Source organism: Clostridium sp. SGI.024 (assembly GCF_050315195.1).
In the GTDB taxonomy this organism is placed as follows: domain Bacteria; phylum Bacillota; class Clostridia; order Clostridiales; family Clostridiaceae; genus Clostridium.
In genome coordinates this window covers 1-13,903 of sequence record NZ_JBNPON010000038.1, presented here as the reverse complement: position 1 = coordinate 13,903, position 13,903 = coordinate 1, and the positions used below count along the sequence as shown (strand labels likewise).

The window sequence follows — 13,903 nt, the reverse complement described above, 5'->3', positions numbered from 1 at the left end:
TTTATATTCAAGTATAGTATAAAAATTAAAACACATAATAAATCTATATAGATTTTAAATGTGAGGTGTAATTATGTGTACAGCATTAAATATAAGTTCAAAGGAAGGTAAATATTTTTTTGGACGAAATATGGATTTAGCCTATACTTTCAATCAAGAGGTTATTATGATGCCAAGATCCTATGAATTTAAAGATATAGTTTCAGGGAATATTATAACAAATAATAGAGCAATACTCGGTATGGGAACTATTATTGATAATCATCCTACAATAGCTGATGGTATGAATGAAAATGGATTAGCTGCTGCAGGATTAAATTTTGCTGGTTATGCTTTTTTTGAAAAAGAATTATCTAAAGAAAAGACAAATGTTACCCCTTATGATTTTATCCAATGGATATTATCTAATCATGATACTGTAGAGGAAGTTAAGAAAAGCATTGAAAATATAGAATTAGTAGATATTCCAATTAATGAAAAGACACCTTGTCCAACTCTTCATTGGATGGTTAGTGATAAAAGTGGTAAGTCTATAGTTATTGAAAAAACAAAGGAGAAGTTTGCTTTTTATGATAATACTGTAGGAGTAATGACTAATAATCCAACATTTGATTGGCATTTAACAAATTTAAATGAATATATGTTTATTACTCCAAATAATCCTAAAGATACTGAATGGAGTAATCAAGAATTAACACCATTAGGAATTGGAGCTGGTACTTTAGGAATACCAGGAGATTTCGCATCAGTTTCAAGGTTTGTAAGAATTGCATACATTAGAGCTAATATGCCAGAAATTAATAATGATATAAATTCAGTAACACAATTTTTTCATATGCTTGATTACGTAAAGATGGTTAAAGGTGGAGTTATAACTGAAGAAGGTTTAGAAGATTTAACTTTATATTCTTCCTGTATGAATCTAGAAGATTGTATTTATTATTATAAGAATTACGATAACAATAGAATAAATGCAATAGACATGAAAAAAGAAGAATTAGAAGGAAAAGACTTAATAGTATATAAATATTTAACAACTCAAGATATATATTATCAAAATTAATAGGATTTATTTTATTCCTTAGCAATATATGGCTAAGGAATTTATTATATAGAAAAAAATGATGAGAATGATTTTTATTATTGCAATGTAAACCTTTTTATGATAGAATTCTCTAAAGTATATAAAAATTATTAATTAATAAATATTTTTTATTAATAAAAAATATTTATTAAAATTTTCACTTAAAATAAATGAAAAGCTAATAATTGAGAGGAGTATAAAAATGAATAAGGAAAACACATTAAGATGGAGGGTTGTAATAGGTGGCATTATATGTCAATTCTGTGCGGGTATGCTTTATAGTTGGAGCATATATGTAAATCCTTTAATTGAGGAATTTGGATGGGCAAGGAGCAGTGTTTCACTAACCATGTCTATAACAACATTATTAATACCAATAATTATGATTTTTGCAGGAAAATTACTGCCAAAACTAGGACCAACAAAGGTTACTTTTATTGGTGCTGTTTCACTAAGCTTAGGATTAGTTCTTTCAAGCTTTGCCACAACTATACCTCTTCTTTATTTGGGATTTGGTGTTTTAGGAGGAGTAGGCGTAGGTTTTATATATGGAGTACCAATTGCTACATGTGTGAAATGGTTTCCGGATAAAAAAGGATTTATTTCTGGTTTAGCAGTAGCTGGCTTTGGATTAGGATCAATTATCTTTGCTCCAATCTGTACATCTCTTATAGCATCAATAGGTCCAAGTAAAACATTTCTTGTTCAAGCAATTATTACTATTATAGGTATAGCAATAGGTGCACCATTAATGAAGGCTGCTCCTGATGGATATAAACCTTCAGGTTGGATTCCTCCAGAGACTAAAAATGGAGCTATTGCTGTTCATAACTTTAAATCTGGAGAGATGGTAAAGACTATACAATATTGGTTCCTACTTATAATGTATTTATTTATAAATATGTCAGGACTTATGGTTATTGGACATGCTTCTCCTATCAGTCAACAGATAGCAGGCTTAACAGCTATAGAAGCAGGTGCCATTGTAAGTGTACTATCAATAGCTAATACCATAGGAAGATTTGTGGGTGGAGCTGCCTCAGATAAGCTTGGAGCACAAAGAGTTGTAACAATAATTTATGTAATAAATACAGTACTTCTTATATCATTAAGCTTTATGACAAGCTTTAGCCTTATTGCATTAGGAATTGGTGGACTAGCTGTTTGTTTCGGTGCTATGATGGGATCATATCCATCAATTGTTATGGATTATTTTGGACCTAAGTATTATAGTACAAACTATGCTCTTATATTCCTTGCCTATGGTATTGGTGGTATTATAGGACCAAGAATTGCCGTTGCCTCTGTTGCTAACACAGGAAGCTACACTATGTCATTTATCATAATTGCTGTAGGATGTGTTACTGGTGCTCTAATGTCAATATTTTCTAAACGTCCTGTATATAAGGAGGATGTTGTCTCAAAAACTTTATAGTATAAGTAAATTAAGAGAAGCTTTAGGATAGTTATTCAAGAGCTTTTCTTTTTTGTTGTTTAAGAAATCTTAATATATTGCAATTCATTGGATGCCCTGCTGGAATGATAATAAGTTGAATAATAGTAGAAAATAATGTACTTAGTTTTAGAAGAAGTATAATTTATATATTTAAATTGATATAAATATATATTATAATCATATGGTGTTCTAAATTTGTATAAAAATAATATTAAAAATATTAAGAAATTATGAAAAAAGCTTAATGAGTCTTAGATTGTCTACTTTCCAGGAAGATAATTAGTTTTATTTAACTTATTGTACTTCTTTAAGCTTAGAAGAGTAATGTTCATATAACTTAACAGATGAAAAATTATGAACAGGGGGTAAATATGAAGAAAAAAATACTTAAATTTATTTCAATAATAGTTATTATTATAGTTGGAATTACTTTTAATTTAGATGCCAGCATAATAACTTATGCGGATGAAAATTATGATTATAGTAATCCAATATATTCAGAAGGTATTGACGATACTTTTGTCTTTGATTCAACAGATAGTGTAATAATAACTAAAACTGATGTTCCACGTAACTTGCCGCAAGTTACAGGACTTTATGATAGAAGTTTTTATCCAATTCCATTGGTAAATAAGGTTCCGGATGAAGCTACTTTTGATTTAATAAAAGCTGAAAATAAGGAACTTATGGAGAGAGTAGAAGAGGATATTAAAAATGGAACTTTAAAAAAACATATAGCAGCTGATGGACAATTTTATGGTTCTGTTCCAGATTCTGCATTAGGTGTGGAAAAGAAAATATATATTAATACAAATGTTAAAGGAACACATTCATTAGCATCTTATGTTCCAGCTGGAGAGGTAGCAACTGTAACATTAAATGATGAAGCTTTATCTTATGCTAAAAAGGGTCTTATAAAAATTAGTGTAGGTATGACAATGGTTGATGCAGTTGAATTCTCTCATAATAATGGAGATGAAAATCGTATGCCATATCTAGGAAAAAGATTTTCAGTTACTGAAAGAGAGACTAAAGTAGGAACACCTTTTGGTGGAATGGTATTTATAGAAATATCAGAATCAATTCCTTCTGGTGCAAATATTGAAGTTGATATTAAAGGTGTTGTTGATACTCCATATTATGATTTAGGTAAAACAACTGCTGAAGAATGGAAGGTAGCAAAAGATGCACCAGGTATATTTGCAGAGATAAGGACACCTTATTTGAGATTTATATTGCCTGCTAAATTTATTCGTCATGTGGAAGATCCATATAAAGCAGCAGTATTTTGGACAAATGCAACAGCATTAAGTGCTAACGTAATGGGACTCCAAAATAGAGTTACACCTATGACACTTACCTTTGATCAATATATAACAGTAGGTATTGCTTATGCTAGTGTAGGTGGATGGACATGTAATTTACCACCATCCTGGGGAACTAATGCATTTGATTATGATGAATTAATAAAATCAGGAAACTGGGGAATAATTCACGAAATAAATCATCACTATCAAGGAAGATATAGCGGTTATGGTGATCGTTGGGGGCTTGGAGATGATTTTGGAGAAATTACTAATAATGCCTTAAGTACTCTATCCTATATTTTATATACCAATATTGCAGCTTATAGAGGCGAAGAGGGAACTCAGGATTGGAATAAAGTTGCTGATCCATATAGTAGTTTAAAGCAACAAATATTTGAAGGAAATGCATACTATCCTGGTAAGCCTAATATAGGTAACTTTATGTTTAGTGCATTTGCTCATGAAATAGGTCCATTAACTTTTGCTAAAGTTGTTAAATCAACATATGAAGGTGGCACTTTTAATGGCATAGATATTCCTGCATATGATTATAAGCTTGAAAGTGATGGCCAAAAATCATATTTAGATAGATATGATGATATGGCTTATAGATTTTGTGTAGCTGGTGGACGAGACTATACATGGTATATGAAAAATGAATTACGTTGGCCAATAAAAGAAGAAACTATTAAGAAAATAGAAAGCCTTGGCTATGATAAGTTTATTCCAGTGCAAAGTGTTTATGCAATGGGGGAAGTAGGAAGAGAAACAGGACGACCATTCTATATTCCATCTATTGGATATACATTTGATTTTGATAACAGTTTAGTTTCACCTGGAGATGTAACTGTGGTTGGTGTATCACAGCCAAAGTATGGAACTTTACAATTAAGAAGTGATGGGAAATATGATTATATAGTTAATAAATCAATGCCTGATAATGCATTAGATGAATTTATATTAACAGTTAGAGTTGAAAAAGATGGAATATCTCATGAAACTGAATTAAATTGTACTATAGCATTAGAATACAATGGTAGCTTAGTTGAACATTTCGAGATACGTAAGTGGGATATTTATGAGGCTTTAGAGGATTTAGAAAAGGCTAGCCCTTATGGAAGTTCAACATCAACAGGTATGAGGTTTGATTCAGCTGAACATGATAGATTATCTAGAAGTAATTCATACTTCTTAGTAGATGAAGATGGTGAATATGAATTCCAAACATTTGGAGATGATAGAGCTGCTTTTCAATTGCATTTAGATAATGGTACGACTCTTCAATCTATAACTAATGATTATGCAAAAAATGCAGATGATGCCTATGCACTTTCAAAAGTACTTGATAACAAGCAAAGACCGAAATCAACTAGTTTTACTGTGAATTTAGAAGCTAATAAGCCTTATTCATATACATTAATAGCTAAAAATACTGGAGGTATTGGATGGGCTGATGTAAATATAAGAAAGACTTCAGGAGATACTAGTTGGAAATCAATAAATAAGGTTTATTTTGATTTACAAGATGTAGGTAAAGTTACAGATAGAACATTTACAATGCCAGAACCAGAGTATGTTAGACCATCATATTTAGCAGCAGGAGCTGAAAATTACATAAAAGGATTAGAAGTTATTAGTACTCCACAGGGGGTTATTTTTAATGGTGATCCAAACTCTGCTAATGAAGGTAATAAAGAAAGCATAGTAGATGGAGACTTAAATACATACTTCCATTCCTCTTACGACCCAAATAATAAAACACCTCTTCCACATGAGTATATAATTGACTTAGGAGGATTAAAATCTTTTAATTATTTAGAAGTATTTACACGTAAAACTGATGGGGTAGGAATAATTGGAGATTATGAAATTTATGTAGCAGATGAATATGACGGAGCTAATACTAATTGGAGGCAAATAGCATCTGATTATACAAGAAACGGTAATTCTAATGCACCATGGCATTTAACAATTCCATTACCACAAACAAAAGCTAGATATTTAATGGTTAAAGCGTTAAATAATAGAGATAATAGAGATATAACAATAGTTGCAGAAGTAAAAGTAAGTACAAAGAGTAATGTAAATAATGTAATTGCTCAAAACTCAAGTTATATACAATATGAGGGTGATTGGAAAAAAGAAACTAATGGTGCTTATGTAAATGGTGCAACTTATAATTCAAGCAATGGTTACTTTATGTATTGCTTTGAAGGAAAAGAAAGTAATATATATGTAACTAAAGATGTTGAAGTAGAAATTAGAGTAAATGGAGGTAAGTGGGAAAAAGTTAAATTATCTGGTTCCCTAAGAGAACCTTCAATTACACTAAATATGGGAAGTACAGGTAAGTATGTAGTAGAAGTTCGTGCAATTAATGAAGAAATAGGACTTAATATGCTATCTACAGATGGAAGCTTCTATAAAGGAAAAGCTCCAGCTAAATCAAATCCTCCAGTGATACATGGTGTGAAAGATATAGAAATAGGAGTTGGTGAAGTTGATACCTTCGATAAGATGGATGGAATAACTTATACTGATGACGTTGATACAACTGGATTACAGATATCTGTAACTGGAGAAATAGGAAAGCCTAAAGCAGGAACAAATGAAGATTATACTTTAACATATAGTGTAACTGATAGTGATAGAAATACTGCAACTGCAGATAGAATAGTAACAGTAACAAATCAACTTCCAGTTATATCTGGTCTTCATGATGTTACTATAAGAAAAGGAAATGACTTTGATTTAAAAGATAAAGTAACAGCTAATGATTATGAAGATAAAGATATTACTAATAAAATAGTATATCCAACTGTAGATTTAAGTACTCTAGATGCTGGAGTTCACAAAGTGAAATATTCAGTTACTGATAATGATGGAAATATAATTGAAGAAGAAAGAACTATTAATATTGTAGCAAGTGATGCACCAATGATAACAGGGGCAGATAATATAACAATTAAAATAGGAGAAGTTGATAGCTTCGATAAAATGGATGGAGTAGGCTATATTGATGACGTTGATACAACTGGATTACAGATATTTGTAACTGGAGAAATAGGAAAGCCTAAAGCTGGAACAAATGAAGAGTATAAGTTAACTTATACAGTAACTGATAGCGACAAAAACAATACAACAATAACAAGGGTAATAACAGTAACAAATCAGTTACCAGTAATAGAAGGATTAACTGATATAGTTATAAATGTAGGTGAAGGTAATGATTTTGATTTCCTTGAAGGAATAACTTCAACAGATTTAGAAGATGGTGATTTAACAAATTCATTAGAATTACCTGTTATGGATTTAAGCAGTTTAACTGAAGGAACTTATTCTGTAAAATATAAAGTAACAGATAGTGATAAAAATACTACTATAACTGAAAGAAAGATAATAGTATTATCAAAAGAAGTTATTGAAGAAACAAAACCAGAAACAAAGCCAGATACACCTGAAACTCAAGAGCCTATAGAGACAAAACCAGATACACCGGTAACTCAAGAGCCTATAGAGACAAAACCAAATACTCCAGAAATAAGCCAAGGAAGTACAGAGTTACCTAAAGTACCAGTTCAAATAATGGCAGATGACGAGGAAAGTTTATTAACATTAGATAGTAAAGAACAAGAAACTTTATCAGCTAATAGTGATATTGAAAAAGAAGAAAATAAAGACAATAAAGAAAATAATACTATAGTGAAAGATAATGTTGATAATTTAGTATCTTATGAAAATAATGAAGAAATTGAAGATACGAAAAATATTAATTTTATGTCTATAATTAAATACTCAATAATTCCATTAATTTTATTATTGATTCTATTTATAATTATTAGAAAAAAATATGTTGATTCAAAATCTAAATCAAATAATTAATTAAAGTGTAAATTATTATAAGCTATTTGTAATTAAATAAATAAAAAATAATTATAATAATAAATAATATATGATTTTAGATATTAGGAATTATATTTAGTAAGGGAAACCTCCACAATACAGAAGTGTGTTGTGGAGGTTTTTTATGCTATAAGGTAATTACTGACTCTGCAATAGAATTAGGATATAAGGTTGAATTAGCAAAACAAAGTACTGGAGGAGAGGATTTTGCATTATATCAAAGTAAGATTCCAGGCTTTTTTATTTGGATGGGAGTTGATGGTAATAAGGAATGGCATCATCCAGAGTATAACTTAAATGAAGATGCTTTAATTATTGCAGCAAAATATTTTTCTACTTTAATAATAAATGTATTATCATAATTAAATTAAATAATTACTAATAGTTATATTCAAAATTGACATTTTAGAAGGTTGATAGTATTTTGACAAAGTTAGTATTTTAATATAAAATATTTCATGGATTTTTATTATGTTGTTAATTGTAATATATAATTATTGTAATATATAATTATCATATGTAAAATTATAATAATAAAGGTAAAATATGGTGTTAATAAATTGAATAAATATTTTTATAATGAATTAAAATGTTACTAATAAATATAAATTAGGTGGTTATGTGTAGTAGTTAGATTATATATGAACTAAATACTACACATATAGTTATGAGATTTTAGAAATTAATTCATCAACTAAATCATCTATAAATAAATTCAGGCTTTGTATATCATCAAAAGAGATATTGTTAATATGTATTCCACAACTTACAACTACTGTACTATTAAGTGTACTTGATAGTATTTTAGCTACCTTTTGAACAATAACATCTTCTTTGTGACCAGTTATTGTTAAAACAGATACTGAAGAACTTATTTTATTTTTATTTTCAAGGCTAGGTCTAGGTATTCCAAGTGCAATAGCACCTATATGAGGAATATCACCACCGTATATACTTATGGTCCAATCTTTACCCATTTTTACTGCAGAACAATTGATGTTATAGGTTTTGAATTTTTTAGTTAAGGTTAGCATTTTAGTCCTCCTGTAGGATTATTTATATACAACATTATAAATTATATAAAAACAATATATAATTTAAATAAAGAAGCGTCAAGAAGATTAAATTTAGGAGGGGACTATGTCATTTAAAGATTTACAATCATTTATAAAAGAATTAGATAAAAAAGATGAATTGGTTAGAATAAAAGTTGAAGTAGATCCAGAATTAGAAATAACAGAAATAACAGATAGAGTATCTAAAAGCTATGGGAAAGCTTTATTGTTTGAAAATGTTAAGGGCTCTAAATACCCAGTTCTTATTAATGCTATGGGAACCTATGAAAGAATGGCAATGGCATTAGGAGTTAAAAACATAAATGACATGGGAAATATTATAGAAGAGCTTATTGATATGAGTAATTATATGGGTATAATGAATGCTGTTAAATCTCTACCAAGATTAAGTAGAATGGTAGGAGTTTTACCAATAAAATTACCAATAAAGGGAGCTTGCCAAGAAGTAATAAATCATGATCCAGATTTAAATGAATTACCTGTACTTAAGTGTTGGCCTGAGGATGGAGGTAAGTTTATAACATTACCTTTAGTTATTACAAAAGATCCAGACACAGGAATACAAAACATGGGTATGTATAGAATGCAAGTTTATGATAAAAATACCACAGGTATGCATTGGCATTGGCATAAAGATGGAAGAGAAATTTATGAACAGTATAAAAAATTAGGTGGTAAGATGCCTATATCAGTAGCACTTGGATGTGATCCTGCTATAACATATTCAGCAACAGCTCCATTACCTAAAATGATAGATGAAATGATGTTTGCAGGATTCTTAAGAAAGGCTCCAATAAATATGGTAAAGTCTATAACTAATGATATATATGTGCCAGCAGATGCAGAGTTTATTATAGAAGGATATGTTGATGTAAATGAGGAGTTAAGATTAGAAGGACCATTTGGAGATCATACAGGATATTATTCATTAGCTGATGATTATCCAGTTTTCCATGTAACTTGTATAACACATAAGAAAAATCCTGTATACCCAACTACAATAGTAGGTAAACCACCTATGGAAGATTGTTATATGGGTAAAGCAACAGAAAGAATTTTCTTACCATTACTTAAAATGATGAATCCAGAAATAATAGATATAAACTTCCCACTTGAAGGAGTTTTTCATAGTTGTGTTATTATATCAATAGATAAAAAGTATCCAGGTCATGCAAATAAGATCATGAATTCTGTATGGGGAATGGGACAAATGATGTATACTAAAATGGTTATAGTTGTAGATAAGGATGTAAATCCACAAGATGCAAAGTCTGTAGCTTTAAATGTATTTAATAATATGGATGCTAAGAGAGATATAGTAATAGCAGAAGGTCCATTAGATGCTTTAGATCATGCTTCTAATACACCTTTATATGGCAGTAGAGTTGGTATAGATGCCACTAAAAAATGGCCAATGGAACTTCAAGATAGAGAAAATCAAAAGCATATAGAAATTACAAATGAAATTAAAGATAAATTAGATAAGGTTTGGAAAGAATTTAAAAATAAAGAAGATATAATAGATATAAACTTCCCATTAGAAGGAGTTTTTAATAGCTGTGTAATTATATCAATAGATAAAAAGTATCCAGGCCAGGCAAGAGAGGTAATGAAGTCTGTATGGGAAATGGAAGAAAAGCTTTATACTAAAATTGTTATAGTAGTAGATAAAGAAGTTAGTCCTAAAAATTTATCTATTGTAGCTTGGAAGGTATTCAATAATATTGATGCTAAGAGAGATTTCGTAATATGTGATGATAACAGATTAGGAATAGACGCAACTAGAAAATTACCAAGTGAAGGACATACTAGAGAATGGCCAAAGGATATAGAAATGAGTGAAGAAATGAAAGAGCAAGTAGATAAAAGGTGGGAAGAATATGGTATTAAGCAAAATAAAAAATAAAATTTTAGATTATGGAACCTTAGTAATGTTTTCACATACTATTTTCTCATTATCATTTGCATTAATATCTATGCTTATAGCTGGAAATAATAAGTTGAATTTTCATACTATATTTTGGATATTAATTGCATTTTTAGGTGCTAGAACAGGAGCAAATGCTTTAAATAGAGTTATAGATGCAGAAATAGATGCTAGAAATCCAAGAACTGCAACTAGACAAATACCACAAGGATTAATGAATAAAAAGGAGATATTAATATTTGTAATAATATGTTTTGCAATTATGGTATTTGCAGCATATAAGCTTAATACTATATGTTTAATACTTTCTCCTATAGCATTATTTTTAATGACTATATATTCTTATACTAAAAGATTTACATGGGCATGTCATATAGTACTTGGAATAACTTCAGCAGCAGCTCCAGTAGGGGCTTGGCTAGCTGTTACAGGAAAAATAAGTTTACTACCATTAGTAATGGGAGCTGCTAATACTTTATGGGTAGCTGGTTTTGATATAATATATGGGGCTCAAGATTATGACTTTGATACTACAAATGGTATACACTCAATACCTGCAAGATTTGGAGTTAAAAATGCATTACTTATATCAAGAGTATTTCATATAATTGCATTAAGTTGCTTATTTTTAGTTGGCTTATTAGCTAAAGAGCTAGGAATAATATATTACATAGGTTTATCTATAATAGCAGTATTATTTATAATACAGCATAAATTAGTTAGTCCAGATAATTTAAAAAATGTTAAAGTGGCATCATATAATGTAAATCAAGTTATAAGTATAGTATTTTTACTTGCTGGAGTTATAGATTGTTTATTATAATATGTTGATTATTAATTAAAACATAGATAAGGAAGTGTATTACTATGAAAAAAATAGTAGTTGGAATTACAGGGGCAAGTGGAAGTATATATTCTAAAAGATTAATAGAAGTATTAATTGAAAAAGGTATTCAAATAAATGTAGTAGCAACAGAAAAGGGAAAACAAGTATTTAAATTTGAACTTGGAATTAATTTAAAAACTTGGATTGATGAGCTAAGCTTAACTTATAGTAATATAAAACTTGAAAATAACAATAATATGTTTTTAGGAGTAGCTAGTGGTTCAAATAAATATGATGCAGTAATAATTTTGCCATGTTCTATGGGAACTTTAGCTGAAATAAGTCATGGGCTATCTAAAAATTTACTATGTAGAGCAGCTGATGTAGCCTTAAAAGAAGGTAGAAAGTTAATTTTAGTACCAAGAGAAACACCATTAAATACAATACATTTAGAGAATATGTGTAGATTATCTAAAATGGGTGTAGGAATAATTCCTGCTATGCCAGGATTTTATCATCATCCATCAAGTATTGATGAAATAGTAGATTTCTTAATTGGGAAAATATTAGATTATTTAAATATAGAAAACAATTTATTTAAGAAGTGGAAGGATACAAATTATGAAGTTTAAAAAATTACTTACAACATTTATGGCATTAGCTATGGTAGGAACAATGGCAGGATGCACTAAGACAAAAACAGAAGAAGTAAAAGAAACAAAGAAATTAAGCTTTGGTGCAATGAGCTCAATAGATATTGTACCAATAGTAATTGCTAAAGAAAAAGGTTACTTTGAAGAAGAAGGATTAGAATTAGATTTTCAATTATTTACAGCAGCTAAGGACAGAGATGCTGCACTTCAAGCAGGAGAATTAGATGGAGTAATTGCTGATGAAATAGCTATTTCTATTTATCAAAATTCAGGAATTGATATGAAGATTACAGGAGCAACAAATGGTGCTTGGACTTTAGTAGTAGGTAAAGATTCAGGAATTGAAAACTTAGAAGATTTAAAGGGCAAGAAAATGGCCATATCAGAAAATACTATGATAGATTACTTATCAGATTATATAGCTGAAGAAAATGGAGTAAATTCAAGTGAGATAGAAAAGATTGCTATACCAGCAATGCCAGCAAGATTAGAAGCTCTTAGAAATAAACAAGTTGATGCAGCTATACTTCCAGCTCCATTTAATGATACAGCAGTAGCTGATGGTGGTAAGGGATTAGCCACTATAGATAATGCAGATATAATGATATCAGCAATAGGTTTCTTACAAGATCAAATAGATAATAATGAAGACGCTATAAAAGCTTTCTTTACAGGTTATAACAAGGCTGTAGAATATATGAAAAATACTGACATAAAAGAATATGAAGATATAGTTATAAAAACAGTAGGATATTCAGAAGATACTAAAGGTAATATAATATTACCAGAACTTAACACTAATTATTTACCAGATACAGAGAAGGTTCAAGCAGTATTTAATTGGTCAAAAAATAATGGAATAATAAGCAAGGATTTAAAAGCTGAAGATGTAATAATTGATAAATTTATTAAATAATTTATAGGGAGAGTTTATGATACAGATAAAAGATTTATCTGTTTTCTATGAATCTAAAAAGGAAAAATTAAAAGCCTTAGGTCCAATAAGTATTGATATAGATTCACAAGATATATGTGCAATAATAGGACCTTCAGGCTGTGGAAAAACAACTTTTTTAAAAGTACTATCAGGAATAATAAAGGAATATGAGGGGGAAGTTCTTCTGAATTCAGAAAAACTTAACCCTTATATTCATAATATAGGGTTAATTCCTCAAAACTTTGGACTTTTACCATGGAAAACAGTAGAAGAAAATTGTATTTTACCATTAAAAATAAAAAAAACTAATTTTAAAAATCAAGAAATTATTAGTCAAATGGATTTAATGATGAAAAGATTAGGCATATATGAATTAAAGAACAGATATCCAAAGGAACTAAGTGGAGGTCAAAAGCAAAGAGTATCTATTGTAAGAAGCTTTTTAATGAAGCCAGATCTTTTGTTAATGGATGAAGCTTTTTCAGCCTTAGATGAAATTATAAGAGAAGAAGCACAAGAACTATTTTTAGAAATATGGAATGAAAATAAAAATAATACTTTTTTCGTAACTCATAGTATAGATGAAGCATTATATATGGGGAAAAAAATTATAGTAATATCTAGTACACCAGGAAAGATAATTGATGTTATAGATAATGTTTTATTTAATAATAAGGACTATAAAAATCATCCAAGCTATTCTAAGATGTTTTCTTGTATAAAAGGCTTAATTA

Annotated in this window: 10 protein-coding genes; 9 read left to right on the top strand and 1 reads right to left on the bottom strand. The window is 29.2% G+C overall.

Features of this window, described 5'->3' with window-relative positions; translation table 11 throughout:
• Positions 1–73 precede the first annotated feature (73 nt).
• The 4 genes from bsh (at position 74) to ACQRD5_RS11085 (ending at position 8,112) form a co-directional block, all read left to right on the top strand.
• Positions 74–1,063: a choloylglycine hydrolase gene (gene bsh, locus ACQRD5_RS11100; protein ID WP_427746809.1), complete on the top strand. Its 990-nt coding sequence runs from the start codon at positions 74–76 to the stop codon at positions 1,061–1,063.
• A 223-nt stretch (positions 1,064–1,286) separates the two neighbouring features.
• Positions 1,287–2,519: an L-lactate MFS transporter gene (locus ACQRD5_RS11095; RefSeq protein WP_427746808.1), complete on the top strand. Its 1,233-nt coding sequence runs from the start codon at positions 1,287–1,289 to the stop codon at positions 2,517–2,519.
• A gap of 392 nt (positions 2,520–2,911) precedes the next feature.
• Positions 2,912–7,729 carry an immunoglobulin-like domain-containing protein gene (locus ACQRD5_RS11090; RefSeq protein ID WP_427746807.1) on the top strand — a complete coding sequence of 1,606 codons (4,818 nt, stop codon included), beginning with the start codon at positions 2,912–2,914 and terminating at the stop codon, positions 7,727–7,729.
• Positions 7,730–7,854: 125 nt separating this feature from the next.
• A complete protein-coding gene (locus tag ACQRD5_RS11085) occupies positions 7,855–8,112 on the top strand; it encodes a M20/M25/M40 family metallo-hydrolase (RefSeq protein ID WP_291628396.1) in 258 nt (85 codons plus the stop codon).
• 303 nt (positions 8,113–8,415) lie between these two features.
• Here the strand turns inward: ACQRD5_RS11085 and ACQRD5_RS11080 are convergent, their stop codons facing one another.
• The gene (locus tag ACQRD5_RS11080; protein WP_291628392.1) at positions 8,416–8,784 is read right to left on the bottom strand and encodes a hypothetical protein; all 369 of its coding nucleotides are present in this window, start codon (positions 8,782–8,784) and stop codon (positions 8,416–8,418) included.
• A 106-nt stretch (positions 8,785–8,890) separates the two neighbouring features.
• Here ACQRD5_RS11080 and ACQRD5_RS11075 point away from each other — a divergent pair, with 106 nt between their 5' ends.
• The 5 genes from ACQRD5_RS11075 to ACQRD5_RS11055 form a co-directional block, all read left to right on the top strand.
• Positions 8,891–10,732: a menaquinone biosynthesis decarboxylase gene (locus tag ACQRD5_RS11075; RefSeq protein WP_291628388.1), complete on the top strand. Its 1,842-nt coding sequence runs from the start codon at positions 8,891–8,893 to the stop codon at positions 10,730–10,732.
• Positions 10,707–11,576 (top strand): UbiA-like polyprenyltransferase, encoded by an 870-nt coding sequence (locus ACQRD5_RS11070; RefSeq protein ID WP_427746806.1) that lies wholly within the window; start codon positions 10,707–10,709, stop codon positions 11,574–11,576. Before ACQRD5_RS11075 ends, ACQRD5_RS11070 begins: the two co-directional genes overlap by 26 nt.
• A 44-nt stretch (positions 11,577–11,620) precedes the next feature.
• Positions 11,621–12,211 carry a flavin prenyltransferase UbiX gene (locus ACQRD5_RS11065; protein ID WP_320900903.1) on the top strand — a complete coding sequence of 197 codons (591 nt, stop codon included), beginning with the start codon at positions 11,621–11,623 and terminating at the stop codon, positions 12,209–12,211.
• A complete protein-coding gene (locus ACQRD5_RS11060) occupies positions 12,201–13,148 on the top strand; it encodes an ABC transporter substrate-binding protein (protein WP_427746805.1) in 948 nt (315 codons plus the stop codon). The genes ACQRD5_RS11065 and ACQRD5_RS11060 overlap by 11 nt, the downstream gene beginning before the upstream one ends.
• Positions 13,149–13,164: 16 nt before the next feature.
• The coding region (locus tag ACQRD5_RS11055; RefSeq protein ID WP_427746804.1) for an ABC transporter ATP-binding protein at positions 13,165–13,903 on the top strand (739 nt) is incomplete at its 3' end.

Coding starts and splice junctions, on each gene's coding strand:
- ACQRD5_RS11065 (WP_320900903.1), top strand. CDS start 11,621: ATGAAAAAAATAGTAGTTGGAATTACAGGGGCAAGTGGAAGTATATAT.
- ACQRD5_RS11075 (WP_291628388.1), top strand. CDS start 8,891: ATGTCATTTAAAGATTTACAATCATTTATAAAAGAATTAGATAAAAAA.
- ACQRD5_RS11095 (WP_427746808.1), top strand. CDS start 1,287: ATGAATAAGGAAAACACATTAAGATGGAGGGTTGTAATAGGTGGCATT.
- bsh (WP_427746809.1), top strand. CDS start 74: ATGTGTACAGCATTAAATATAAGTTCAAAGGAAGGTAAATATTTTTTT.
- ACQRD5_RS11060 (WP_427746805.1), top strand. CDS start 12,201: ATGAAGTTTAAAAAATTACTTACAACATTTATGGCATTAGCTATGGTA.
- ACQRD5_RS11090 (WP_427746807.1), top strand. CDS start 2,912: ATGAAGAAAAAAATACTTAAATTTATTTCAATAATAGTTATTATTATA.
- ACQRD5_RS11080 (WP_291628392.1), bottom strand. CDS start 8,784: ATGCTAACCTTAACTAAAAAATTCAAAACCTATAACATCAATTGTTCT.
- ACQRD5_RS11070 (WP_427746806.1), top strand. CDS start 10,707: ATGGTATTAAGCAAAATAAAAAATAAAATTTTAGATTATGGAACCTTA.